This is a genomic window from Neobacillus sp. S1227 (assembly GCF_055385255.1).
The window spans coordinates 370,164-394,375 of the sequence record NZ_AP038276.1 but is presented as its reverse complement, the minus strand read 5'-3'; the positions used below and the strand labels follow the sequence as shown (position 1 = coordinate 394,375).

Annotated in this window: 25 protein-coding genes; 5 read left to right on the top strand and 20 right to left on the bottom strand. The window is 42.7% G+C overall.

The window, feature by feature from the left end:
* Positions 1–173: 173 nt before the first annotated feature.
* From ACZ5AE_RS02040 to ACZ5AE_RS02025, 4 genes are all read right to left on the bottom strand, one after another.
* Positions 174–1,583 (bottom strand): amino acid permease, encoded by a 1,410-nt coding sequence (locus tag ACZ5AE_RS02040; protein ID WP_464569006.1) that lies wholly within the window; start codon positions 1,581–1,583, stop codon positions 174–176.
* A 96-nt stretch (positions 1,584–1,679) separates the two neighbouring features.
* Positions 1,680–3,299 carry a M20/M25/M40 family metallo-hydrolase gene (locus ACZ5AE_RS02035; protein WP_464569004.1) on the bottom strand — a complete coding sequence of 540 codons (1,620 nt, stop codon included), beginning with the start codon at positions 3,297–3,299 and terminating at the stop codon, positions 1,680–1,682.
* A gap of 28 nt (positions 3,300–3,327) precedes the next feature.
* Positions 3,328–4,131 (bottom strand): dimethylarginine dimethylaminohydrolase family protein, encoded by an 804-nt coding sequence (locus ACZ5AE_RS02030; RefSeq protein WP_464569002.1) that lies wholly within the window; start codon positions 4,129–4,131, stop codon positions 3,328–3,330.
* Positions 4,132–4,150: 19 nt separating this feature from the next.
* A complete protein-coding gene (locus ACZ5AE_RS02025) occupies positions 4,151–5,005 on the bottom strand; it encodes a dimethylarginine dimethylaminohydrolase family protein (protein WP_464573514.1) in 855 nt (284 codons plus the stop codon).
* Between the two features lie 169 nt (positions 5,006–5,174).
* Between ACZ5AE_RS02025 and ACZ5AE_RS02020 the strand changes: the two genes are divergently transcribed.
* A complete protein-coding gene (locus ACZ5AE_RS02020) occupies positions 5,175–5,915 on the top strand; it encodes an IclR family transcriptional regulator (RefSeq protein ID WP_464569000.1) in 741 nt (246 codons plus the stop codon).
* Between the two features lie 73 nt (positions 5,916–5,988).
* On the opposite strand, the gene ACZ5AE_RS02015 is transcribed toward ACZ5AE_RS02020, so the two are convergent.
* Positions 5,989–6,459, bottom strand: a complete 471-nt coding sequence (locus ACZ5AE_RS02015; protein WP_464573513.1) for a nucleoside deaminase — start codon at positions 6,457–6,459, stop codon at positions 5,989–5,991.
* A 585-nt stretch (positions 6,460–7,044) separates the two neighbouring features.
* Here ACZ5AE_RS02015 and ACZ5AE_RS02010 point away from each other — a divergent pair.
* On the top strand, positions 7,045–7,170 hold the full coding sequence (locus tag ACZ5AE_RS02010; protein WP_464568998.1) for a hypothetical protein: 126 nt from the start codon (positions 7,045–7,047) through the stop codon (positions 7,168–7,170).
* Between the two features lie 202 nt (positions 7,171–7,372).
* Here ACZ5AE_RS02010 and ACZ5AE_RS02005 read toward each other — a convergent pair whose 3' ends face one another.
* Both ACZ5AE_RS02005 and ACZ5AE_RS02000 read right to left on the bottom strand, forming a co-directional pair.
* A complete protein-coding gene (locus tag ACZ5AE_RS02005) occupies positions 7,373–7,966 on the bottom strand; it encodes a biotin transporter BioY (protein ID WP_464568996.1) in 594 nt (197 codons plus the stop codon).
* 148 nt (positions 7,967–8,114) lie between these two features.
* Positions 8,115–9,419, bottom strand: coding sequence for a S8 family peptidase (locus tag ACZ5AE_RS02000; protein ID WP_464568994.1), 1,305 nt, complete (start codon positions 9,417–9,419; stop codon positions 8,115–8,117).
* A 280-nt stretch (positions 9,420–9,699) separates the two neighbouring features.
* Between ACZ5AE_RS02000 and ACZ5AE_RS01995 the strand changes: the two genes are divergently transcribed.
* Complete coding sequence (locus tag ACZ5AE_RS01995; protein ID WP_464568992.1) at positions 9,700–10,212, top strand: DinB family protein; 513 nt, start codon at positions 9,700–9,702, stop codon at positions 10,210–10,212.
* A gap of 106 nt (positions 10,213–10,318) precedes the next feature.
* Entirely contained in the window at positions 10,319–10,855 is a 537-nt protein-coding gene (locus ACZ5AE_RS01990; RefSeq protein ID WP_464573512.1) for a ribonuclease H-like YkuK family protein, read from the top strand.
* Positions 10,856–10,995: 140 nt separating this feature from the next.
* On the opposite strand, the gene ACZ5AE_RS01985 is transcribed toward ACZ5AE_RS01990, so the two are convergent.
* The 4 genes from ACZ5AE_RS01985 to ACZ5AE_RS01970 all read right to left on the bottom strand — a co-directional run bounded on the left by ACZ5AE_RS01985 (position 10,996) and on the right by ACZ5AE_RS01970 (position 14,685).
* Positions 10,996–11,946: a siderophore ABC transporter substrate-binding protein gene (locus ACZ5AE_RS01985; protein ID WP_464568990.1), complete on the bottom strand. Its 951-nt coding sequence runs from the start codon at positions 11,944–11,946 to the stop codon at positions 10,996–10,998.
* Between the two features lie 90 nt (positions 11,947–12,036).
* Positions 12,037–12,795 carry an iron ABC transporter ATP-binding protein gene (locus tag ACZ5AE_RS01980; RefSeq protein WP_464568988.1) on the bottom strand — a complete coding sequence of 253 codons (759 nt, stop codon included), beginning with the start codon at positions 12,793–12,795 and terminating at the stop codon, positions 12,037–12,039.
* Positions 12,792–13,742 carry an iron chelate uptake ABC transporter family permease subunit gene (locus ACZ5AE_RS01975; protein ID WP_464568986.1) on the bottom strand — a complete coding sequence of 317 codons (951 nt, stop codon included), beginning with the start codon at positions 13,740–13,742 and terminating at the stop codon, positions 12,792–12,794. Before ACZ5AE_RS01975 ends, ACZ5AE_RS01980 begins: the two co-directional genes overlap by 4 nt.
* Positions 13,735–14,685 carry an ABC transporter permease gene (locus tag ACZ5AE_RS01970; RefSeq protein ID WP_464568984.1) on the bottom strand — a complete coding sequence of 317 codons (951 nt, stop codon included), beginning with the start codon at positions 14,683–14,685 and terminating at the stop codon, positions 13,735–13,737. The genes ACZ5AE_RS01975 and ACZ5AE_RS01970 overlap by 8 nt, the downstream gene beginning before the upstream one ends.
* Positions 14,686–14,893: 208 nt before the next feature.
* Between ACZ5AE_RS01970 and ACZ5AE_RS01965 the strand changes: the two genes are divergently transcribed.
* Positions 14,894–15,409, top strand: coding sequence for a redoxin domain-containing protein (locus ACZ5AE_RS01965; protein WP_464568982.1), 516 nt, complete (start codon positions 14,894–14,896; stop codon positions 15,407–15,409).
* A gap of 8 nt (positions 15,410–15,417) precedes the next feature.
* Here the strand turns inward: ACZ5AE_RS01965 and ACZ5AE_RS01960 are convergent, their stop codons facing one another.
* The 9 genes from ACZ5AE_RS01960 to ACZ5AE_RS01920 form a co-directional block, all read right to left on the bottom strand.
* Positions 15,418–16,437 carry a DUF418 domain-containing protein gene (locus tag ACZ5AE_RS01960; protein ID WP_464568980.1) on the bottom strand — a complete coding sequence of 340 codons (1,020 nt, stop codon included), beginning with the start codon at positions 16,435–16,437 and terminating at the stop codon, positions 15,418–15,420.
* A gap of 286 nt (positions 16,438–16,723) precedes the next feature.
* Complete coding sequence (locus ACZ5AE_RS01955; RefSeq protein ID WP_464568978.1) at positions 16,724–18,241, bottom strand: acetyl-CoA hydrolase/transferase family protein; 1,518 nt, start codon at positions 18,239–18,241, stop codon at positions 16,724–16,726.
* 131 nt (positions 18,242–18,372) lie between these two features.
* Positions 18,373–19,017 carry a LytTR family DNA-binding domain-containing protein gene (locus tag ACZ5AE_RS01950; RefSeq protein ID WP_464568976.1) on the bottom strand — a complete coding sequence of 215 codons (645 nt, stop codon included), beginning with the start codon at positions 19,015–19,017 and terminating at the stop codon, positions 18,373–18,375.
* An 88-nt stretch (positions 19,018–19,105) separates the two neighbouring features.
* Positions 19,106–19,606: a hypothetical protein gene (locus ACZ5AE_RS01945; RefSeq protein WP_464568974.1), complete on the bottom strand. Its 501-nt coding sequence runs from the start codon at positions 19,604–19,606 to the stop codon at positions 19,106–19,108.
* Positions 19,607–19,651: 45 nt separating this feature from the next.
* Complete coding sequence (locus ACZ5AE_RS01940) at positions 19,652–20,260, bottom strand: SAM-dependent methyltransferase (protein WP_464573511.1); 609 nt, start codon at positions 20,258–20,260, stop codon at positions 19,652–19,654.
* Between the two features lie 5 nt (positions 20,261–20,265).
* On the bottom strand, positions 20,266–21,642 hold the full coding sequence (locus tag ACZ5AE_RS01935) for an RsmB/NOP family class I SAM-dependent RNA methyltransferase (protein ID WP_464568972.1): 1,377 nt from the start codon (positions 21,640–21,642) through the stop codon (positions 20,266–20,268).
* A 230-nt stretch (positions 21,643–21,872) separates the two neighbouring features.
* Positions 21,873–22,679, bottom strand: coding sequence for an MBL fold metallo-hydrolase (locus ACZ5AE_RS01930; protein WP_464568970.1), 807 nt, complete (start codon positions 22,677–22,679; stop codon positions 21,873–21,875).
* A gap of 265 nt (positions 22,680–22,944) precedes the next feature.
* The gene (locus ACZ5AE_RS01925) at positions 22,945–23,502 is read right to left on the bottom strand and encodes a hypothetical protein (RefSeq protein WP_464568968.1); all 558 of its coding nucleotides are present in this window, start codon (positions 23,500–23,502) and stop codon (positions 22,945–22,947) included.
* Between the two features lie 18 nt (positions 23,503–23,520).
* Positions 23,521–24,138 carry an SCO family protein gene (locus ACZ5AE_RS01920; protein ID WP_464568966.1) on the bottom strand — a complete coding sequence of 206 codons (618 nt, stop codon included), beginning with the start codon at positions 24,136–24,138 and terminating at the stop codon, positions 23,521–23,523.
* Positions 24,139–24,212 lie beyond the last annotated feature (74 nt).

Here is a 24,212-nt window from a genome sequence, read left to right as displayed (position 1 = left end):
TACACATTCCAATGCGCCAAGTCGGAATTCCGATTTAAACCATCAAACGTTTGTATTACATAAATATGTATGGAAGAATGTTAAAATTCCATTACAAAAACGATCGAAAAGAATAAATTTTTCAAAGAAAAAACTGACCTGCCTCCATGCAGGTCAGTTAAAATGAAAAGTTCTTAAAGTGGAGTGATTTCGTTATTCGTCGGGCTGAGTTTTTCCAATTTCTTGTTTCTAAAGTAATAGAACAAATAACAAATTAACAAGAAGCCTAGTCCTACCAGGAGCCCCGTCAGCTGGGCTGGGTCGAAGGCCAGGAAAATTAATATCGATACACAGAAGATGATACATACCAATGGAACTAAAGGATAGTAACGTACTTTAAATTGCAAGTCCTCCAATTTTCCGCCTGCCTGTAAGTATTTGCGCCGGAACATCAACTGGGATAACGCAATTCCCATCCAAGAAATCGTTACAGAAATCCCCGCAATTGACATTAATAAAACAAACACTGTATCCGCGGCTACTACGCTTGTCAATAACGACAGCAAGGAGAAAATCATCGTAAACACAAGGGCTGCGAATGGCACTTTCCGTTTGGATAATTTTCCGAAATACTTTGGTGCCATGCCGTCATGCGCCATCGCCCAAAGCAGCCGGGTGGAAGCATAAATACAGGAGTTCCCCACCGAAAGAATTGCAGTTAGAATAACAAAGTTCATAATATCAGGAGCAAATGGGATTCCCGCTAAGTCCATTAGCGTAACGAATGGGCTTTCCAACAAGCCAAGTTCCTTCGTCGGAAAAATGGCCGATAATATAATTATAGAAGCAATATAAAAGACGATAATTCTGAAAAGGACATTTCGAATGGCACGAGGTATATTCTTATGAGGTTCTTCACTTTCGCCGGCAGCAATGCCGATTAATTCTGATCCTTGGTAGGAGAAAATAACGTTCATCATCGTTACAAAAATAATCGTCAGTCCTGCTGGAAACAGTCCTTTTGGAGCGAGGTTTTCCATAAATGGGGCCGGTCTGTCATCAAGCGGAATAATACCAAAAATCGCCGCTGCCCCGATAATAATAAAGAAAATAACAGCTATGACCTTAATACCCGCAAACCAATATTCCGCCTCCGCAAAGCCCCTGGTTGTCAGCGCGTTGAGTACAAAAAGCAGAGCAATGAAAACGGCGCACCAAATCCATACGGAAACACCGGGAAACCAGCGCTGCATTAAAATACCTGCAGCGGTAAATTCCACCCCCGCTGTCGTGGCAGATCCAATGAAATACATCCAGCCTAACGAGAAACCGGCTGCAGGATTAATAAATTTACTGGCGTATGTTTGGAAAGAACCTGTAACCGGCATATAGACTGCAAGCTCTCCCAAGCACACCATTACCAAATACAAAATAAGGCCGCCAAATAAAAAACCTATTAACGCGCCTCCTGCTCCTGCTTGGTTAATCGTGTAGCCCGCATTTAAAAATAACCCTGTGCCAATTACACCGCCTAATGAAAGCATAAACAAATGACGCCGTTTCATTGACCTGTTTAACTGGTTCTTTTGACCTTCTTGTCCCATCTTTACCCACCCCTTTTTTAAAGTCCACCCATGTGGAAAACACTCATTTGTCCACGCACGGCGCCTGACACCCATTCCAATAACATTAATTAATTCCTAGCAGCGAACCTTTTTATCCGCCAGCATTTTGATCATGCCTTCGACGAGGGCTGGTACTTCTTCGAAGGCGTTTTTGATGTGGAGGCGTTCGGTTCGTTTGTGAGCGTCTTTGCCAAACGGTCCGACGTTTAATACCGGTGCCTGGAGCTGCGTCATTTCATCGAATGGGATGCTGTAGCTTGTTCCCCAGACCGGTGTATTTTCTTTAAACACAGTCCAGCCTTCGCCGGCATCCAGATAATTAACATAGCTTAAATCGCTGATTCCATTAAAATAGTGGACTTGATTGACAGGAAGCACATACTTTTCAAAACCGCGTTTCTTCACGTAGGCAATACACTTTTTCACCAATTCATTTTCCGACGAGTTTACAGCAGGATAATATGGCGGTGCATACAAGAGGACAATCGCTGGTGCTAGCTCCTGACACTCAATGATTAGGGCATCCGCAATACGGAAAGACTTTTCCCGGTCATCCCACTCCTCCCTTTTATGAACGGAGGCTTTGACTCCCGCAACAAATTCTGCACCAAATTTTCGAAGCGCATGCTTTTCCAGTTCATCATAACGCAGCACTCGTACTTGTCCTACCGGAGTAACCGACTGCGCTTTGCAAATCTCATAATAGGCCTGATTGCAGGATTTAGCTGCATCTAATGCAACTTTTTCGAACATATTCATAATTTCTTCCGCATTCCGCTGCATTAAAAATACGTTATACAAAGCGGCCGAACGGTATGGTGTTTGAACAGAGTACTCCAGTCTTAAATCCTTTTGCTGCAGTGTCACTGGAAGCGGCGTTCTTTCTCCCATCACCGTTTCCTGGAGGCTTAAATTCCACTCCATCCTCTGTGTTAAAAATGAAGCAATATACGGTCCGGTAATGCCGCTAAGCGGTTCCCCAACATGGGTCTCTTTTCCGTAAAAAAGGGCAGACGGCATAATCTTGCCGATTGAACCTGAGTACACATAAAAGTTTCGGTCACCCGGCTCTTGGGTAAAGACCGGCTCACTATTTAGGAATAGGTTAAAGGTAAGCTGATGCTTTTCCTTTAATTTCAATAATTTCGGAACCGCTGCACGCATCCCCGAAGAATTCACTTCTTCATCCGGAACCGTCAGGAGCAAAAGATTAATCGGCCATTGCTCGACCGAAGCCTTTTCAATCAGCCCCATTTGCATGACCAGACCCATTTTCATATCCATCGTGCCCCTGCCAAATAGGTACTCTCCTGATAAAAGATCTTCCCGAGCCTCCGCCGGTAATTCATCGATTCGGGAATGGAGAAGTTTCGTTAATTCCTCTGGCCGATATGCATACTCCTGAAGGTCTCCGTATTCTTCGGTATTCACCGTATCAAAATGACTAATCAATACAATCGTTTCCGCCGCACTCGGATGTTTATATAGAGCGGTAACAAAACGGCGGCCTAGATCTGCATCATGAAGACTCAAGTGTTCTGGATTTTCTTGAAAATATGCCAAATCTTTAAGCTTCGCCGCCACCTTGGAAGGAAACTCACGCTCTCCCTCCGTCAGCGTCATACTTTTCCAGCTTACTACTTCGCATAATAGCTCCCGCAAAGCCTTCGGTGTCCCCCACTTAAGCTGTCTCATGGCTCCCAAACTCCTTCAAACACAATTTTTAAAATCTTAGTGACAAGCAGCTCAAACCGCCGTCCAATTTCCGGAATTCCGATGTATCAACCTCAATTGTCTGATATCCGGCATCCTCAATTTTTTGTTTTGTCTGCGGGTAACCTGCAGGGATGATCACGTAGTCATTTACCTGAATGCAATTTGCCGCATACTCTTCTTCCGGAGGCACAATAATTTTTTTGTAAGAATTGAAATCAGGGTGATCGACAAATTCACCAGCCGCCACAATCGTTTGATTTCCTAAATAAGCAATGCCGGTTTTTAAATGGAAAAACTTCTGAAGCGGTACAATGGTAGCTTTATAGTTTTCGGTTTCTAAGATTTGTTTCAGCTGCTCGGCACCTTCCTGGTTTGTCCGCTCGGAAATACCGATATAAAAATGATCATCAGCTTGTAAAATATCTCCTCCATCGAGCGTGCCAGGCGCTTTAATATAGTAAATTTTATCGTAGAAGGATTTGATGGCAGGCTCCATGTCTTGGATTTCGCCGTTTCTTGATGCAGCCCCCGGATTGGAAATAACCGCAAATTCCAGGGTTAAAACAGCAGTATCTTCCACAAAGGTGGAGTCCGGAAATTGTTCGTTGCTTGACAGGACAGTTACTTCAGTGCCGCATTTTTTAAGAGCTTCAATATAAGCATCGTGCTGCAGTAATGCTTTCTCTAAAATCGGTGTGCCAAGGTCGGAGGTGGTTAAGCCATTGATATACGTATTACCGGGTCTTTTGACAATAGTGTTATGAAACATTTTCCCTTCTTTTGCTTGTTTTAATGCAGATTCCTTTAACATGTTTTCTTCCTCCATTTTTTTATTTTCGTTCCACCGGACATGTCAGACACGTAGGTCCACCCGTCCCTAAATAAGAGATTTCATTTCCTTCATACTCATATACGGTCGCCCCGGATTCTATTAATTGGCGCTTCGTGACTGGGTTTCCGGAAACCATCATGCAAACCTGCGGTTCCAGCGCCAGCACGTTGCAGCCGAGTCTTAAGTACTCATCTTCGGGTACCTCTACCAACTCGAAGCCGCGTTTAATGAGCATTTGTCTGAGAAACACAGGCATCAGCCGTGAATAAACAACTGCCAAATCTTTGTCCACGATACTGATTATGGACATTAGGTGCAGACATTCGTCCTCCCCTTGGTCATGCGGGAGTTGCACCACGATTACCTCATCGACTTGATCTGCAACCAACTCTTTAATTTGCCGGATGGCTTCATCATTTGTCCGGTAGCCGCGTCCGATTAACAGTGTACGGTCATCAAACCAGACAAGGTCTCCCCCGTCGGCAACAGCCTCGCCCGTCAATTCTCCTACTATCGGAATCTCTTTTTCTTGTAAAAATTCTTTGTAAACCTCTGCCTCCGGCTGCCGCAATGTTTTTCCTGATTTCAAAATGATGGCGCCCTTTGGCGTGAATTTAACGGGATCATGGGCATAGAGTGAATCCAATCCAACCTGTTCTGATTCCGGCAAGAACTCAACATCCCCTACATGCTCCTTGATAATGGCAAGAAACTGCTCATATTCCTGTTGTGCCTTCGTGAAGTCAGGTTCATTAATATAGTTGAATCTTTTCCATTCCTTACTTAAATGCTCCTGACTGATAAATGCATCGTTCGGATGTTTGACAATGACCCTGTTGAGCCTTTTATACATAGATGTTAACAAAAAAACACCTCCGCTTTTCCACATAGTGGAATCGGTTTCCTGTGACAGGAAAACTTATAATATGATATTATAAGCTTATAAAGTAGATGTCAATATTTTTCAAATTTACTGAATATAATAGACGTTTTCCAAAAAATCAAATAAGGCAGGGAAATACATGCAAACAATTGATCGAGCAATGCAGATTATTAAGGTTCTTGCAGGAAGTGATACAAAAAGATCGTTCGCCATTTCGGAATTATCGAAGGAATCCGAACTGCCTGTCAGTACATTGCATCGGCTATTACAATCCATGAAGCAGCATGGACTAATTCAACAGGACCCAGAGACAAAGTTCTATTCAATGGGGAATGCCTGGCTCCAGTATGGCCTGCAAATGTACGACACCTTTGACTTTTTGGCGCTGATCCGCCCAGAATTGGAAAAATTAATGCATGAAGTAGAGGAAAGTGTTTATTTTAGTAAACCTATTGGTTTAGAGTCTTTAGTTGTAGAAAGAATTGACTGCCTGAATAACCCGATTCGAATTTATGATCAGCTTGGAATACGGATACCTTTGAACATTGGAGCAGCCAATAAAGTGATGCTTGCTTATATGCCTCCAAAAGATAAGCTAAAAATTGTTACTTCTCTAGTACCTGAAAATGAACACGAGGCGTTTATACAATTATTGCAGGAGGTTCAAAAGCTTGGGTATGGAGAAAGTCATGGGGAAAGGACACCAGGTACGTCATCGGTCGCTGCTCCGATTTTCAACCACCAAAACGAACTAATCGGTGCCATCAGCATCGGTTACGTCAATTTCAATGTAACGGAGGAACGGAAAAGCTTTTTGATTGAAAAAGTAATGGAATTCGGGCTGCGCATCTCCAGAAAATTAGGAGCAACAAAGCAGTAACGGGATCAGGCACTGAAAAAAGACAAATGTCCACCCGGGGTGGACACTGAGGTCACCTATAGATGGACATTTGTTAGTATTGTTGTTTATTGGCTTTATTGACCCATGCTGTGAAGGGCTGATAAGTGTTGTTCGTGAGGAGCTGTATCATGGGAATGGTTCGTCTTTCTGGGGGAACGGAAAGCTGTTCGTAAATAAATTGGTCGTCAAATCCGATTTTCGCAGCATCTTCATGTGTACAGGAATAATACACCTTCTCTAATCTAGACCAATAAATAGCACCAAAACACATTGGGCATGGCTCACAGCTTGTATATAGCTCACAGCCGGTCAATTGGAAACTATTTAAAACCTTGCAGGCTGCCCTAATCGCCTGCATCTCAGCATGGGCGGTCGGGTCATTCTTCAAGGTTACCTGATTGCTGCCAACACTAATAATTTGTCCATTCTTCACGATAACCGCCCCAAACGGACCGCCGCCATAGCGGAGAACATTATCAAGCGCTACATCAACGGCCATCTTCATAAACATTTCGTCCCTCATAGATTCCCCCCAACTCTCAGACATTATCTCTTCCTTTCAATTTATTATCCTTCTTAGGAAAAAAGAATGATGACTTATCTTCCCAATTAAAATACAGGCGGGATATTTTAAAAAAAATGTAGGTTTAAATAATAGAAATTTTGTAAAATACTATTATCCATTGCTTGGCCTATAATTATTTTTGGCTCTTTTCGTAAAGTTTGTTGTTTTGGGAATAACACTGTCCGTTCCTTTCCGCTACAGGCGCTCAGCAAACCCGCGGGGAGGAAGTCGAGCCTCCTCGACGTTCCGTCTGCGGGGTCTCGACCTTTCCTCTATTTCCCGCAGGAGTCAAGCACCTTTCGCTCCAATCCACTCAGTGTTTTCAATATAGTTAAAAGCAACAATCTCTGAGAAAAGAGCCTTATTTTTTTACTTAATCAAAGAATTCATTGCCTCTTCTTTAAACACCTTTGGAAGGATTGACTGCCATGTATAAAGCCAAGCTTTGACAAAGAAAAATCATTAAATAATGTCATTGATTTGTTTGGGGGTTCAGGATTTAAATTGATTACATGTGAACAAATTGGTAAGACTTCTTTCACAATGGAACAAACTGTTGATTTGGTTAACGATATTCGCAATGGGATTGAAAAAGGATCAGTAAATGCGGAATACAACGGGGACAACATTCTGATTTTTTATACAGCATCTTTCGGACTTTACTACTAAAAGATAAATGAATATGTTTCAATGGAAAAAGCCTACGGCTTCATAAACAAAGAAGTGGCAGTAACCTAACAATAGGTACTGCCACTTCTTTTCTTAATGATATCACTTTTTAATATTACCCGCTTCTGTCAGGCACCACATAAAGAGACATTTGTTCACGTGGCGTGGACAATTCAAGATTATTCCCCTTTTGCCTTTGCTCTTAGGATGCCCTCTTTAAGTTTTTGAATTGTCCCTTAGAAAGGACGGTTTTTTCCAGACGGTGGGCCATAATGCCGGCAAAAACAGATAGGACGATGTCTTTAGGGAGTGGCGGTACCATCCATAGCCAAGCCATTTTATAGGTGAAGCCTTCCGGCGCTGCAGCCCAAAGTTTGTAGGCATAATACATCCAGTTGGTTCCAAACAGGTAATTGACCGCCATTCCAATTAAAGCCGCTATAATAAAAGCAGGCAAGCCTTTTTTCTTTTCGACGATTCTTCCAATGATAAAAGCTGCAAAAATATAAGAAATAATAAAGCCGAAGGTTGGACGAAGGATGATTCCTAGTCCTCCAAAAAAGCCAGCAAAAACTGGGACTCCGACCATGCCGACTAACGTATATACAATCATCGCAATGGCTCCCAATCGGCTTCCTAATATTAGTCCTGCCAATATAGCAAAAAAGGTTTGCAAGGTGATCGGCACTCCGCCAACCTGCAAAAACGGAGCAATAGTCGTAATGTTTGCCCCGACCGCCATCAGGGCCACGAACATGCCGACAAGCGTAATATCCAGCGCTCTTAACTTTCTCATTTTCTTCCCACCCTTAATTAAATTCTGATGTCTGATAATTTAAAAATAATGGGCGGGTGATTATTTGTCAACCAAAACATTATTTAAGTTAACAAAAATGGCCGATTTCTACCATAATTAAGAGATCTCCCTATTCTGCTAATTTTGCTTACTTCGGAATTGATCTATCCGCATTAATATAGCCTTCGCCGTAAATTGCGTTTTCGCGGTCCTTCCATAAACCTGTCCCACTTTTCAGCAAATCTTTCACTTGCTGCGGTGCTGCATTAGGGACTTGCTGTTTAACCAATGCACATATACCGGCACAAATAGGTGTTGCCATCGAAGTGCCCGATAAAACAAAGTAATCATTGTTTACCCTTGCAGATTTTTGCAGCTTATCCAAATAGGAATTAGGAGATCTTAGTGAAATGATATTCACCCCTGGCGCTAAAATATCCGGCTTATTTAATTCATCGGAAACATTTTGGAATCCTCTGCTCGAAAAGCTGGCCACATCGTCATCGCCGCGGTCCACTGTATTTTTATCATCAAGAGCCCCAACTGTAATCACTTTTTGACTAATACCGGGACTAGCGATGGTTCCATAATTCGGACCTTCATTCCCGGCTGCCACTACCACCACAATACCTGCTTCCCAGGCCTTTTCAACGGCCTTAACCATCAGATCTTCACCCGGCTGAGCTGTGCTGCCTAATGACATGCTGATGATATCAATTTTTTCAGGCGGATTACCGGCATTGTAATTAATGCACCAATCCACCCCTTCCATGACTGTATCCAAAGACCCTGAGCCCAATTTATCCAACACCTTTACGCCAATCAGATTTGCACCTGGGGCAGGTCCAGCATAAGGGCCGCTCGCGGCCGCGTCACCAGCACAGTGCGTGCCATGGCCATTATCATCATAAGGGTCTGTTTCATTATTGACGAGGTCAACAAAACCTTTAATTCTATCCCCTAAGTCCTTGTGTGGATAAATGCCAGTGTCGATAATCGCAATTGTTACACCTTCCCCCGTTAGTACAGTGTTATTCCTTGTGATATTTTTGGCATTAGCGGCAGGAACAGCAACATCAAGCAACGCCTTCACTTCCCTATTTAAATAAACCTTTTTGACGTGATGGCAGCTTGACAGGATCCCTTCTAACCCATTTGGGGTCACATCTGCACTATGGCAGGACACACTTGATAAACTTCGTTTCATACTATTTCGGGCATGCTGTTTCATCACTTCTGATACCTGATGGCAGCCTTTTTCAAAACAGCTTTCCTCAAATTCAATAATGACAGGAATTTTCCGGCCCCATTTAAGGAATCTCTCAAAATATTTATGCAAAAAGCACGGCGTCCAAGTAAAGGGTTTGTACAGGTTTAAAACTTCTTCCCGTAAATGCCTGTCCAGTTTATGTGCATGAGTCCGAACCATTTGAACCATTGAATATCCAAACAATTAATTTCTCATCCTTTCATAGCTTTTTAAATAAGCTATGAAACTTTTAAAAAATGGTAACGGTACCTGTCCAATATCTAGTAATTAGCGGTTCTTTTGGGTTTTTGAAAAATAACTCGTTTGCTTTGTAAGAGTGCCAAGCACCGCTCGTGGAAACTGTCCCCCTCAGGCATAGAATTTCTCACCAATGTTGTTTTGCTGAAAAAGGAATATTTGGCTTGAGGCCGAATATAAAACATAGTGGGACATATTTTGTTAGTCCAATATAGGGGGAATGATTATGCTTGATTTAGAGATACTTCATGAAAGGCTGGCTGAGACACGCAAACAGTTGCTAAACGAGATAAATAATCTCAGTTCAGCGGAATTAAACCAATCACCTGGCGAAGATAGCTGGAGTGTGGCTCAGGTCTGCCACCATCTTTATTTAACTGAAATGGCATTTACCAGGGGGGTAGTCTATGGCATGAACTCAGACACTAGCAAAAAGGCAGCTCCACAACCGTTACATCTATTTTTATTAGACCGTACTAAGAAAGCAGATGCACCCAGTATCGTTGCCCCTTCATCAGAATCTTTTGAGCTGCAGGAAATTCTCAAATTGCTAGATGAATCAAGAACATTTTTACTCGATGTTATGGATGGAATAAAAGACAAAACCATTCTGACCGAGAAATCTGCTAAACATCCTCTTTTTGGCTATCTACCTCTTTACCAATGGATTGAAAACGTCTATTTGCACGACCTGCGGCATATTGAGCAAATAAAGGAAATTAAGTCTGAAATTCTCTAAAGGCCCATTCCTAGAATCATTTCAAACGCTGCACGCAATCCTTATTTTTCCATAAACTAGAATAATAACATCAAAGATTTGAAGGGAAAGATGTGGTGGATTCATGATGGTAAATCCCAGGCCTGCGGGTCATACATTTAAAAATCTTCAAGACAGCAAGATGTCATTTGAACAGGTTTTCGAGCGAATAACTGAATTTATGCATAGCGACCCATGCGGGAATTATCGCTTGATGGTCGGAACGGATTCTCAGGTTCACAGGTCACATACCATTTTCATTACCGGTATTGTCATTCAAAATATGGGGAATGGCGTTTGGGCGTGTATAAAAAAGGTGATTGTCCCAAGAAAAATGACTCAGTTGCACGAGCGGATTTCACTGGAATTATCTTTAACGGAGGAAGTCGTCTCCCTGTTTACAGAGGAAAAGAAAAATGAATTAATCAATATTGTTCTGCCAAATGTCTATCAAGGGGCTACCTTTACGATAGAAGGCCATATCGACATCGGGGCGGGAATTCGAAACAAAACGAGTGAGTTTGTTAAAGAAATGGTGTTGCGAATGGAATCCATGGGCGTAGAACCAAAAATAAAACCTGACGCCTTTGTCGCTTCAAGCTACGCCAACCGTTATACAAAATAATGCTAAGCATAGCAAAAAAGTGTCCACCCCTGGTGGACAAATTGCCCATTTGTTCACGAGGGGTGCCTGACACCTTTTTTTTTGATGGCCATTTTAGCTTTATTCCAATTCTACATAGAAATAAAGATGATACGGGGCTCTTATAGCGCTTTTTCGATTTCGTCCGCCATTAATTTTATCGATTTTAAGCCGCCTCCGCTTAAATACCAAGTATTAGCGTCCAGATAAACAATTTTGTCGTTCTTGTAGGCGTTGGTTTTCTCCACTAACTCATTTTCCACTGCCTTTTTGGCCCCTGCATCTCCCCCGACCGCTACATTACGGTCAATTACAAATAATACGTCCGGATTCTTCTCCATAATGTACTCAAATGTAACTGACTGACCATGTGTAGATACCTCGATTTTTTCATCAGCTGCTCCGAAACCAAATACATCATGAACCAAACCAAAACGGGAACTTGGGCCGTAAGCGCTGATTTGTCCTTCGTTTGCCAAAACAATTAACCCTTTTTGCTTTGCGGAAGATGCCTTCTTATTTAACTCAGCAATGTCAGCTTTCACCTCTTTTAATTCTGCAGCAACCTGATCTTCTTTTCCAAAAACTTCACCGACTATGTTCATATTTTTCTCGAAGGATTCCATGTATTTGGAGTAATCAAACTCAATAAATACGGTTGGCGCAATCTCAGCGAATTGATCATAAAGCTCTGCCTGCCTTCCTGAGATAAAAATAACATCTGGCTTCATGGCGTGAATCGCTTCAAAATCAGGCTCTTTTAGGCTTCCGACATTCGTATATTTTTTATCTGCATATTTTTTCAAATAATCAGGCATCGCTGCTTGCGGTAGACCAGCTACTTCCACACCAAGTTCATCTAATGTATCCAAAATACCAAAGTCAAACACGACAACCTTTTTCGGATCTTTTTCAACAACGGTTTCACCGTATTGATGTTTTATAGTAATTTTTTCTGATGTTTCCTTGCTTTCCGAAGCGTTTTCTGTTCCTGCTTCTTCCTTTGCCCCTCCGCAGGCGGCCAATACTAGAATGATAGAAAAAACAATACCTAGCAAACTCCACTTTTTCATTAGTAATCTCTCCTTTAATTATGAAATGAATGAAAACTCGCCGATTGGCAAGTCCGATTGCACATTCATGAGGCGCAGTTGAATTTCCTATTAGCTAAAATAAACACATATTCGGCAGCTGCCCATTTGCTGGATGGGGATATCCATATCGTAAATTTCCTTTAAGGCCTCCGACTGAATGATGTCTTCGGTCGGGCCATCCTTGACCACCCTGCCATCCTTCATCGCGACAATCCAGTCCGAATAAACAGAGGCAAAATTAATGTCATGCAGCACAATCACAACGGTTTTTCCCAGTTCATCAACGAGGCGGCGCAATATCTTCATGATCTGAACCGAATGCTTCATATCCAAATTATTCAGCGGCTCATCGAGCAAAATATACTCTGTATCCTGGGCAATGACCATCGCAATAAAGGCGCGCTGGCGCTGGCCCCCAGATAGTTCATCCAAATATCGGTCCTCAAGGTCGGTTAAGCGCATGTATTCGAGAGACTGGTCAACTATTCGCTCATCCTCCTCGGTCAGCCTTCCCTTTGAGTAAGGAAAGCGGCCGAAAGAAACAAGCTCGCGAATCGTGAGGCGCACATTCATGAAGTTGGACTGTTTTAGAATCGAAACGCGCTTGGCAAACTCATTGGACTTTATCTTTCTGGCATCCGCTTGGTCAATCAGCACCTCCCCCGTGTCTGCATCCAAGAGACGGCTTACCATCGAAAGCAAGGTTGACTTCCCCGCCCCGTTAGGTCCTATAAAGGAAGTTATTTTTTTCGGCTGAATTGTTACCGATACGTCCTCCACGACTGCCTTTTTCCCATAAAACTTTGATAGTGACTTCACTTGAATCATGCAGCTTTCCTCTCCTTCAGCAGTAGATAGATGAAATAGACTCCGCCTACAAAATTGATAATCACACTAAGCGTCGTTGAAAAGGTGAAGACCCGTTCAACCGCCCATTGCCCGCCAACTAATGCAATGATACTCATGACAATCGCCCCGCTGATCAGCATCCTGTGTTTATACGTTTTGAAAAATTGATACGACAGGTTGGCGACAATCAAGCCGAAAAAGGTAATCGGGCCGACAAGGGCGGTCGAGATAGAAATAAAGATGGTGACAATAATGAGCATTTTTTTAACAATCGAATCATAGGGGACACCCAGATTGATTGCGGTTTCGCGCCCAAGGGATAACACATCCAAAAAAGGTAAATACCGCCACGCATAAATAATGACAGCACAGATAATGATTAGCGCAATCCACACTAAATCTGAATTGATATTATTAAAACTTGCAAACATGCGGTCTTGAACGATTTGAAACTCGTTTGGATCAATGAGCACTTGGAAGAACGTCGATATACTAGAGAAAAACGTGCCGACAATAATACCAACCAGCAGTAAAAAGTAAATTTGCTGACCACCCTTTTTAAATAGGAAACGATAAAGCAGCAAGGCGAAAACAATCATCGCAGCCACTGAGATTAAAAAGTTTAACTGCTTATTTACCACGATGATATGACTGGAGCCAAGAAAGAAAATAATCAGCGTTTGCAATAGCAAGTAGAGCGCATCAAGCCCGATAATGCTAGGTGTTAAAATCCGGTTATGGGTAATCGTTTGAAAAACGACTGTCGAGTAGGCAATCGTAAATCCGGTAATCACCATAGCCAGCACCTTTAGCATGCGCCTTGGCAGGGCATAATCAAAGCTTCCGTTTAAATCATGGAAAAGGTATAAGGCGCAGCATCCCGCAGCAATGATAGCGAGGCCGGCCATTTTCATTGAATTACGCATGGGCTTTCCTCCTGAACAGCAGGTATAAGAATATTCCGCTTCCAATCACGCCAACCATGAGGCTGATGGAAATCTCATACGGATAAATGATGACCCTGCCCAAAATGTCGCAAATCAGAAGGAAAATCGCGCCAAGGAGCGCCGTATGCGGCAATGTTTTTTGCAAATGATCGCCTTTAAAAATCGAAATGATATTTGGAATAATCAACCCGAGAAACGGAATGACTCCAACGGTTAAAACGACTGTGACTGTTATGAGTGCCACGAGAATGAGCCCGATATTCACAATCCGGCGGTAGGCAAGGCCGAGGTTTTTTGAAAAATCTTCTCCCATCCCGGCAACTGTAAAGCGGTTGGCATAAAGATAAGCTATTACTAAGATCGGTATACTTATGTATAAAAGTTCGTATCTGCCTTTCATAATCGTTGAAAAATCCCCCTGAAGCCATGCAGACATATTTTGAATAACATCGGCGCGGTAGGCAAAAAACGTCGTCACTGAGGACAGGATATTCCCAAACATCATACCGACAAGCGGAATAAAGATGGCATCTTTGAACTTGATGCGGTCGAGTATCTGCATGAACAAGAATGTTCCCCCAAGGGCAAAGACGAAGGCAACCGCCATTTTCTCCATCATTGATGCGTTTGCAAAAACAAGCATTGAAACAAGAATTCCCAGTCTGGTCGCATCCAAGGTTCCGGCGGTGGTCGGCGAGACAAATTTATTTCGGCTGAGCTGCTGCATGATTAGCCCCGCAATACTCATACCCGCACCGGCAAGCAAAATGGCAACAAGACGCGGCAATCGGCTAATTAGGAATATTTGTGTTTCCTCCGAACGCAGGTCCAGCAGGTCCAAAGGCGTTATACTGCTAACGCCGACGAATAATGAAATGATCGATAATATAATTAATCCAGGCAGTAAATATCGCTTTTTCATGATTGTCTCCAATATTTCTAGTATTCTATCGTTTTAATAAGCAAATAGCTAATCTCTAAGTGATATTGAAAATCATTATCAACTATTTACAATATTCATTATAGCAATGGAAAAATGCAAGTCAACACTTAATTGAGAATTTCTATCAATTATTTTTCCAATATTGAACAGTTATAGTGTTGATCATGCTTTTTAATTTCGTTTAATAATGGAGAAGATACTTAAGTATGAGATTTTTTTAAAAGGAGGAATCACGTTGGAGGTTTCTTTGAAAATTGGGGGCCAAGCACCAGACTTTTCATTACCGGCAACCACTCAGGAACAGCTGTCCCTGTCCGATTATCGAGGGGTAAAGAATGTTGTTATCGCTTTTTACGGAATGGACTTTACCCCCGGCTGAATTAAAGAAATCGCCTCTTGGAAAGAGGACTACAAGCGCTTTAAACAGCTGGATGCGGAAGTGCTGCCCATCAGTGCGGACCATATCCATTCCCATCGCGTTTTTGCGGCCAGCATGGGGACATTGCCATATCCCCTGGTATCAGACTGGCATAAACAAACCATTAAAAGCTACGGGGTGTTTAACGAAAAAGGCGGAGTCGCCATCCGTTCCGTCTTCGTAGTCAACAAAGAAGGAACCATCACCTACATCAACACCTCCTTCAAAGCTGACAAAAGGGAAGATTATGAGGCCGTCTTTGCAGAACTTGAAAAGTTAAAATAACCCGGGAGTCAGGCCCCCGGGTTTTTCATATGCCGCCGCATGGGCGGAAGCTTCATGTATGTGATTGCCCGCCAAATCCATTCGAACGGTCCGTATTGGAAGAATCGCAGCCAAATGACACTATATGTCAATTGAATAACGTAAATGGCCAGACATATGTAGAGTGTTTCGAGGTAAGAAATTCTCCCGAACAGGTTAAAGGTATATCCCGCTAGATAGATAAATACAGTTTGCATAATGTAGTTTGTCAACGCCATCCTGCCGTAGCTTTTTAAAGGTGACAACAGCTTTTGGAAAATCTGAAACTGTAGCACCAGAACTAAAAGTCCCGCATAAAATGCCGAAATAATTGGACCTATTGTTATACCTAGATCTATAAACCTCACTGTCTCTTTTACAGATGGCCCAGCCCATTCTTCGGAAAAAACCGGTGCGTATTGATATTGATAAAGCAATCCTATTCCGCTTAACACGAACATAATTACAGTAAAAACGGCAATTGGTTTTACCCTTTTGGATACCGCTCCAAACAAACCTAACTGACCTGCAGTAATTCCTAACAGCATAACTGGAATTACTATAAAAATTTTAATGGAGGAGATGCCAATAATGACTAACAAACCGAACCCAATGATGAGATTCACTACTTTATTTACCTTATAAAAAGGCAGCAGGATCATTCCACAAATAGCGTAAACGGTCAGTGCCTCTCCCGGATGAAACCGTACATGAATCAAGCCAAAGAGGAATAATACCGCAATTCGCCGCAAGAATAAGACATATCCATTCATGCCCTTTGCATTGGCCCGTGTAATAAAAATATAGAATCCTACACCAAACAAAAAGGTGAAAATAGTGTAAAAGCGGCCTTCCACTAATAAATATAAAAATCGCCAATAGGAAGCGTCCAATGATTGAGACGCGGGAGTTTTAGCAGACAGCAGTGGTCCAATATTCACTAAAATGATTCCCAACAAAGCAAAACCGCGCAAATAATCAATTACATCAATTCGTTTATCTAACTCCATTGTACTCTCCTTAAATTGGTCCCTGACACCAGATCACTCTACTCCCACACACGCTTAATACTGACATTTTGATTGCAAAAGGTCAAAAGGAAGACAAACATTCCCCCATAAAAACAAACAAGTACCCTCTACTTCTTTTATTTCGCCGCTCTCCTAGTATCCCTTCCTTGCAAAAAAAAAGAGAATTAACCTACCATCAGGTTAATTCCCTTTTTCCATCATTTATTCCTTATCAGCTAAATTATCATGTTCTTCAAATTGCGGCGGCTATTCGTTTTTCAATATTTTATACCGTTTCCGGCACAGTCAGAAGCATTGTTCCATTAGCTGCAAAATTAGTATGCCAGGAGAAAGCCTTTTCCAGCACATGAGGAGTTTGTCCGCCTCTAGTGAGAGCTTCCTGATAATATTCGCGCAGCTGCTGACGGTACATTGGATGTGCGCAGCGCTCGATAATCAATTCCACCCGCTGTCTTGGTGCAAGTCCTCGTAAGTCTGCATACCCCTGTTCCGTCACAATGACATCGACATCATGCTCAGTATGGTCGACATGGGATACGAAAGGCACGATGCTTGAGATCTTACCGCCCTTAGCGATGGATTTCGTTACAAAAATCGAAAGGCGGGCATTGCGGGCGAAATCCCCGGAACCGCCGATTCCATTCATCATCTTTGTTCCAAGTACATGGGTGGAGTTGACATTACCGTAAATGTCTAATTCCAGCGCAGTATTAATGGAAATTAATCCAAGACGGCGGATAATTTCCGGATGATTGGAAATCTCCTGTGGCCGCATAATAAGCAGATCGCGGTATTTTTCAAAATTGCCATAAACCTCTTTCATCTTCTGCTCAGACAATGTTAATGAGCAGCATGAAGCAAACTTAACCTTCCCAGCATCAATTAAATCAAACACTGCATCCTGTAATACTTCAGAGTATACTTCAAGGTCTTCAAACTCTGAATCCAAGAGGCCATGAAGAACCGCATTCGCAACCGAACCAACCCCTGACTGAAGCGGCGCAAGCCGGTTTGTTAGACGGCCCGTTTGCACTTCGGTTCGTAAGAAATCGATTAAATGGCTGGCCATGATGACCGTTTCGTCGTCCGGTGGAACAATCGTTGAAGGCGAGTCTAACTGGTTGGTAAACACGATCCCTCTTACCTTATCAATATCAACCGGTATTCCAATCGTGCCAATCCGGTCTTTTACCCCCGTTAATGGAATCGGGCCGCGCTCACCCTGCTTCACAGGCTCATATAAATCATGCAGCCCTTCAAGGTTCACCTGATGTGCCAAATTGATCTCGATAATAATGGCCTTTGCATTCAGAGCAAACGATAGTGAATTGCCTACTGAAGTGGTCGGAATCACCATTCCATCCTCAGTAACTGAGAACGCTTCCAATATAGCGAAGTCGACAGGCTCCATGACACCGGCGCGAACTAGTTCCGAAGTATGTGATAAATGCTGATCGACAAACAATAACTCACCATTATTAATTTTCCCGCGCATCGTTGGGTCTGCTTGAAAAGGAAGTCTCTTCTCAATAATTCCAGCCTCAGCAAACAGCTTGTCGACATCTGATCCTAATGACGCCCCCGTATATACATTGACCTTAAAGGATTCCTGCTCAGCCCGTTTCACTAAGGCAAACGGAACCGCTTTCACATCACCGGCACGTGTAAAACCACTTAACCCTAGTGTCATTCCGTCCTGTATCCACGATGCCGCCTCTTCCGGCGTCACCACACGGTCCCAAAGTCGTGAATCTTTTATCCGTTCATATTTGCTTTCTAACATTTCATCCCACTCCCCAATGGAATATAATACTTTAATTTTAACCCGTAAATGTTTTCAGTAAGATAAATTGGGGATTAGTTACGAAATTTTCGGATAAGACAGAAAATCTAATGACTAAAGCAGAATTTTTCCTAAAATCCTAACAATCTACGAAAATAGCCCGAATAAGATTGGCTGACCTGCACCCTGTCGCCATTTTTCATCGTTAGAATAAAGGTTGAATGAGTGTCCGGGTGAATCTCCTTGATATGATTAACATTCACAATAAACGAGCGGTGGCAGCGGATAAAGTCATCCTTCGGAAGCAAAAATTCAAATTCCTGCAGGGAATATCTATGGGTACCGCTGTGCTCTTCGGCATAAACAAAGGTCTTTTTCTCCTTTGCCTCGATGTAGATAACTTGTGAGAAAGGAACCGGAATCCAGCCGTCCTCTGATTTAATGGTAACGACTAGCTTGCCGCTCGTCAGCGACGGAAAAATCGCTGTCACACAGCCCTCAATCTTCCCGTCATGAAAAAACGGCACCGCCATCCCATGATAGGGAATTCCAAACACATCACGTTCGATAAACTCCGAAACCTTCTGCCCTGAATTCACCGCTTTATGGGCAATCGTCCCTTCCTTCAAAGGGTCTCCACGCTTAATCTTCAAATCAATCCGCTTGCTCGGCCGGTAATAAATATACTCACTAGTGTTGGAAACCGCAATCGAGATCTCCTCCGAAAACAACTCACTAATTACATCTAACAGCGAAACAACCGTAATACTCTCCATTCAATATCACCTCCAAATTAGGTATCAGGCACTGTCCGTGGACATTTGTACTCCTGGAGCAGACACTTCCAATTTCAAAACCTATTTATTATAGCGGAATAAACATATGGGCCAGGAATATGACAAGAAAAATCATCGCGGCGGATAGGTGGAACCTGCGGCGGAAGCCGGATGCTTTTTTATGTCTAAGCCACCCCGCAAACAACACGACTGCCAGCGTTACCAGCGCCAATACACCGCTCCATAATTTTAAATGTTCCCAGCCAAGCAGCGGGGCAATTGCATATAAATTGATGACAGAATGACCAATAATGGTTGACGTACCCAATACCGCAATCGGGATATGCCATTTCATAAAATAGCGTGAAAACTTGGCAAGCCGGATTTTCACCTTTCGTATCGACGTTTTCCGAATCACCAAGAATATGAAATACATATTGATATTGACCAGAAACAATAGCATTGCTAACTGAGCCAAAAACTGCGCCAGTACTACCAGGGCATTATCATGAGGACTAAATAACCAAATATAGACGATCGAAATCAAGGCTATACATCCATTTAAAAAAATCCATAAACGGTGGTACATTCATATCCCTCCCGGTGAATCCAGACACTGCCTCACTCAATTTCTCTAATATTCCAGCCGATAGATTAAAAATCGCTCGTTTTGATTATGCCGATAAACATACGGCAGTTTTACTTCCTCCCTCAACTCAAACGCCGTTTGGTTTTCCAGAAAGTAAATATAATCCTCAGAGGGGTAATATAAAATCACATCAAGTTCCCGCGGGTGTTCTTCAACTGAAACTAAAATATTGTTAATAACCTTTTGAAAGACCTGAATCGAAAACGGATTGAAAAAATAAAACCGATTATCCTGAATGTCTATCGGATATTCCTCGGCCAGACAGCATCTAAACTCGATTTTATTGCGGCTTTTCTTTGTTTTTCGAATATAACTTTCGCAATTCGCCAGTGCTGCCTGAAACAGCCCCTCATCCATTTCAACTCCAACCACGGATGTGTGAAAAAAATAGTGGATATAAAAGTTCAGCCGTCCCCGGCCGCAGCCAAAATCCACAATCCGGTCGCCTGGTTTTAGCTCATAGGATTTAAATAATTCTTCCAGTCCGCTATAGGGAGTTGGCTCATAGCGGTGGTAATGCAAGGACTGGTGAAATCCCTGCTGCTCCGCTCTTGTCTTTATATTTAATAGCTTATCATAATAATGTTCCTTCATGTCCTTCAACCAATCCCCGTCCATCTAAGCCCTTTTGGGAAATGGTTTTTCAAACTATGATCTGACAGTTTGCCCCAGCCGATGGAATAGCCTTCTACCTCCAACAAATACCAGCCTTTCGGGCCCTCCGCCGCCAAAGACTCTCCTTTTAAATAGGCGAACATTTCACGGGAATCCTTCTTGAGATTCCATTTATGCTTCACCTGTTCCCCGGTTAAACCTAAAGCGAGGGCATGGGAAGGCTCAAAGCGGTTCTTTTTAATCGTCCCCAAATGCCAGCCTGGTCGGACAACCTTCAAATTTTCCAATGACAGCATCTCTTTCGGCAGCAAGTACAACTGCTCGCCAAATAAAAGAAATTCCCCTTTTGGCGTCTCAAGTAAGGTCTCCTCTGCAAACTGATAATAGCTTTTTAAAACTTTCTGGTCAGACAAAGTTTTGGCGTACTTCAGCCTGCCGCCCGCCTCTTCACCTTCCTTTTTTCTTACAACGGCAATGTAGTGGCCCTCACCCTGTATTTGATGAGGCCAAATCCTGATTGTCTTTCCAAGACCGGAAGAACTATCTGAAATCCAGTCCTGCCTGCCTTTTCCAAAGCCCTCATAAACCTGAACGTCCTCTATCTCAAAGTTAGGGTTATCTTTTAAAAACTTACTAATGACACCTTCATTTTCTTCAGGTGAAAATGTACAGGTCGAGTAAACGAGCCTGCCCCCCGGGCGAAGCATTGTCCCAGCGTGTTCGAGAATATCAAACTGCCGAGCGGCACATAAAGCTACATTTTCAGGACTCCATTCAGCACAGGCATCAGGGTCCTTGCGAAACATCCCCTCTCCAGAGCACGGTGCATCGACCATGATCCGGTCAAAATACCCCGGAAACCGCTGAGCCAGTCTCGCCGGAGTTTCATTAGTTACAACAGCGTTCCTAATCCCCATCCGCTCGACATTCTGCGAAAGAATCTTGGCACGTGCAGGGTGAATTTCGTTCGTGAGCAAAAATCCCTGTTGCTGCATTTTTCCCGCAATATGAGTGGTTTTCCCACCCGGCGCTGCACATAAATCCAAGACACGCTCACCCGGCTGCGGGTCGACTAGCTCCCCTGCCGCCATCGCGCTTGGCTCCTGTATGTAGTATAAACCTGCCTCATGGTAAGGATGCTTCCCCGGCCGGTCCTCTGTTCGATAGAAAAACCCCTCTTTTACCCATGGAATTTTTTCCAGATTAAAAGGGCTGATTTGTTTAAACTCTTCTACAGAGATTTTCAAAGGGTTCACCCGAAACCCTTGCGCTCTATTCTCGTGATAACTTTTTACAAAATCCTCATATTCTTCATCTAAAAGTCCCTTCATTTTTTCGAGAAAGTCCTTTGGCAATTCCATATTGATCACCCATTTGCTGATTAAGATAATGTTTACGATAAATTTACCACTCTTTTAAATAAAATAAAACGGCAGTTCACCGTTTCAGGGTAACTGCCGTTCAAGTAAACATTTTCGATCATAACAATCAGTTAGTTCCAGCTTGCTTGGGGCCCCATTATTTTCAAGAAGGCAGGTGTATGTATCAAATGCTTCCATATAGGTTACCAGTCTATTAGTCCTGTCTACCACTATTCCATAACACCTTTCGAAAAACCCGCAACGATTGACGAAACGATATGAATTGAGTCCCATTCTCCGCCCGAAACAGTAATAAGCGGGTATTTTTTTGGAAACAGCTTTTCATTAATCTCCGCCAAGGAAAGCCCGCCTTTATAGAGATGCTCCACTTCCACGCAAATGTTCTCGAGATTCTCTAATTTTTGCTTCAGCATATCTTTTCCATTCGGTATATAGCCTGCGTGAGCGCAAAACATCGAACCAAAATCATAGTTTAATAGTTTCCGAATCGAATCCATGATGACAGGAATAGACTCGCTCGACATTATCAACTTTGTCTTTGGAGAGACAAATAAATCACCGGAAAACAGCCGGCCTGTCTCCTCATCAAGCAGCGCAACATGATCATCGGCGTGGCCCGGGGTGTAGATTGCTTTCCAGGTTGATTTGTTCGATTGAATTGAATCCCCCAGTGGCAAAGCCTGAAACTCCCTTCGTACTCCCCAGGTAATCTGGCGGTATTTCGGATAGGGAGCAAACTCCCCACAAATGCCTACCCCTTTGGGATGGACATAAATTGGAACATCTCGATGCTCCTGTATCCACGGTGCGGTGCCAGAATGGTCCTCGTGGCTATGGGTTAAAACAACCTTATCAAATGAATGTCCTTTATAAAAAGAAATAAATTCCTCTTCAATGGATTGAGGACCCGTATCAACCAACATGCCGTCTACTAAATAGGCATAAATTTTACGGCCAAACCTTTCAACAGTCCCCTCAATGCAAATGACATCCTCATTCGTGTACAATTCTATCATTTTTGTATCATTCCTTTCCTTCTACCATTATACAATACCAGTTATTGGATGTATTATTTTTACAAATTGAAGAAGGTGTTTCCTCCACTAGTTGTTTGCGAAAACTCACTGGGTATTTGCGATTCTCATCGTTTTATTTGCGAAAGCCACTGTTTTATTTGCGAATCTAAACAAGAGGGAGCTGCCTCTTTGCCCCTGGCTCGGATAAATCCTATAAAAAGTAAAAACAGCCGCCCGGAAATCACTCCTAGCGGCTGCTTTTCGATTATTCATAGTTCGTCCGGTCCGTAAATGTAATATATATCAAGTATATAACTATACATATTGCCGTAGTCAAGAAGCCCCAGCCTAGCGTGATTTGCTCGATAACCAAGTAGTTATTGCATAACTGGACAGGTGCATCAATATAAAGCCATCCTACCACTAGAAACAAAATGGTGAAGAAGATAAAAAGAATGTTTTTTCCAATTGAATTCAGCCTTTTCCAGCTGTCCCTCAAGGGAATTCCAGCTAAAAGCGATAAACTCAAAAACTTAAATACCTCTACGCTTTGATCTGTTAAAGCATCATCCATCGAGCGCGGCAGTGTCCAGAAGTCTATAATTATGACAAACAATAATATTCCCGGAACGCCATTCCCGTTCCATTTTTCAAAAAATCTCGGAAAGCGGTCCATAAAAAATCTTGCCATCAAGAATCCTGCAAACACTACCATTGGCATTTGCATATGCATATGGATAATCATCACGGATTCCATAAAATGGGCAATAGGCGGAATAGCTAGGGCAATAAGTAACAAGAATCCGTATATAAATTGTTGCATTGATTATTCCCCCGCTTCCTAATTTAGAATCTTGACAACCTTATCGGCTGCCTCATCTATTTTTTTATAGTCCATCACATCTTGAAGACTGCCTTTTGGGTCCACTAAATAAAATGCTGAATTATGTGTGAAATTCCCGTATCCGTCAGGAATGACAGTCACTCCAAATTCTTTTAGCAAAGCATCCAATTCATTCTTGTCCGGAACCCTTGCCATCCGCCAGGTTTCCCCATCACTGTTAAAATAAGTGCGGTATTTTTCCAGCGTCTGTGGAGTGTCTCTTTCTGGGTCAAAGCTGATGCTTAAAAATACGATATCTTTACCCAAATATTTCTTCGGGATCTGTTCGTAAACCTTTGACATGTTCATTTCCAACTGCGGGCAGACAGATGTACAAGATGTATAAAGAAAGGTAATAAATACGTACTTCCCTTTGAATTCAGAGATGGAATAATCCCGTTGCTTACTGTCCTCCAACGTTATTTTAGGAAATTTCGGCTTATCGTCCAGCAGCCTGTTGACCCTGGCTGTTTCTGCCGTAAAGGCCCGAAAACCGTCTGTGCCTGTATAGAATAAAACAAATCCAAACACAAACACGACTATTAGTGAAATTACCTGATGCCGATTTTTGATCATAACGACCACTTCCCAAACCTATTTTTAAAAAAGTTCTCTCTCTTTTAGCAGAAAGAGATAGCCCAGCATGCGAG

Excerpts from the sequence above, each read along its gene's own strand:
- ACZ5AE_RS02040 (WP_464569006.1), bottom strand. The coding sequence starts at position 1,583 with ATGGGACAAGAAGGTCAAAAGAACCAGTTAAACAGGTCAATGAAACGG.
- ACZ5AE_RS02035 (WP_464569004.1), bottom strand. The coding sequence starts at position 3,299 with ATGAGACAGCTTAAGTGGGGGACACCGAAGGCTTTGCGGGAGCTATTA.
- ACZ5AE_RS02030 (WP_464569002.1), bottom strand. The coding sequence starts at position 4,131 with ATGTTAAAGGAATCTGCATTAAAACAAGCAAAAGAAGGGAAAATGTTT.
- ACZ5AE_RS02025 (WP_464573514.1), bottom strand. The coding sequence starts at position 5,005 with ATGTATAAAAGGCTCAACAGGGTCATTGTCAAACATCCGAACGATGCA.
- ACZ5AE_RS02020 (WP_464569000.1), top strand. The coding sequence starts at position 5,175 with ATGCAAACAATTGATCGAGCAATGCAGATTATTAAGGTTCTTGCAGGA.
- ACZ5AE_RS02015 (WP_464573513.1), bottom strand. The coding sequence starts at position 6,459 with ATGAGGGACGAAATGTTTATGAAGATGGCCGTTGATGTAGCGCTTGAT.
- ACZ5AE_RS02010 (WP_464568998.1), top strand. The coding sequence starts at position 7,045 with ATGGAACAAACTGTTGATTTGGTTAACGATATTCGCAATGGGATTGAA.
- ACZ5AE_RS02005 (WP_464568996.1), bottom strand. The coding sequence starts at position 7,966 with ATGAGAAAGTTAAGAGCGCTGGATATTACGCTTGTCGGCATGTTCGTG.
- ACZ5AE_RS01995 (WP_464568992.1), top strand. The coding sequence starts at position 9,700 with ATGCTTGATTTAGAGATACTTCATGAAAGGCTGGCTGAGACACGCAAA.
- ACZ5AE_RS01990 (WP_464573512.1), top strand. The coding sequence starts at position 10,319 with ATGGTAAATCCCAGGCCTGCGGGTCATACATTTAAAAATCTTCAAGAC.
- ACZ5AE_RS01985 (WP_464568990.1), bottom strand. The coding sequence starts at position 11,946 with ATGAAAAAGTGGAGTTTGCTAGGTATTGTTTTTTCTATCATTCTAGTA.
- ACZ5AE_RS01980 (WP_464568988.1), bottom strand. The coding sequence starts at position 12,795 with ATGATTCAAGTGAAGTCACTATCAAAGTTTTATGGGAAAAAGGCAGTC.
- ACZ5AE_RS01975 (WP_464568986.1), bottom strand. The coding sequence starts at position 13,742 with ATGCGTAATTCAATGAAAATGGCCGGCCTCGCTATCATTGCTGCGGGA.
- ACZ5AE_RS01970 (WP_464568984.1), bottom strand. The coding sequence starts at position 14,685 with ATGAAAAAGCGATATTTACTGCCTGGATTAATTATATTATCGATCATT.
- ACZ5AE_RS01960 (WP_464568980.1), bottom strand. The coding sequence starts at position 16,437 with ATGGAGTTAGATAAACGAATTGATGTAATTGATTATTTGCGCGGTTTT.
- ACZ5AE_RS01955 (WP_464568978.1), bottom strand. The coding sequence starts at position 18,241 with ATGTTAGAAAGCAAATATGAACGGATAAAAGATTCACGACTTTGGGAC.
- ACZ5AE_RS01950 (WP_464568976.1), bottom strand. The coding sequence starts at position 19,017 with ATGGAGAGTATTACGGTTGTTTCGCTGTTAGATGTAATTAGTGAGTTG.
- ACZ5AE_RS01945 (WP_464568974.1), bottom strand. The coding sequence starts at position 19,606 with ATGTACCACCGTTTATGGATTTTTTTAAATGGATGTATAGCCTTGATT.
- ACZ5AE_RS01940 (WP_464573511.1), bottom strand. The coding sequence starts at position 20,260 with ATGAAGGAACATTATTATGATAAGCTATTAAATATAAAGACAAGAGCG.
- ACZ5AE_RS01935 (WP_464568972.1), bottom strand. The coding sequence starts at position 21,642 with ATGGAATTGCCAAAGGACTTTCTCGAAAAAATGAAGGGACTTTTAGAT.
- ACZ5AE_RS01930 (WP_464568970.1), bottom strand. The coding sequence starts at position 22,679 with ATGATAGAATTGTACACGAATGAGGATGTCATTTGCATTGAGGGGACT.
- ACZ5AE_RS01925 (WP_464568968.1), bottom strand. The coding sequence starts at position 23,502 with ATGCAACAATTTATATACGGATTCTTGTTACTTATTGCCCTAGCTATT.
- ACZ5AE_RS01920 (WP_464568966.1), bottom strand. The coding sequence starts at position 24,138 with ATGATCAAAAATCGGCATCAGGTAATTTCACTAATAGTCGTGTTTGTG.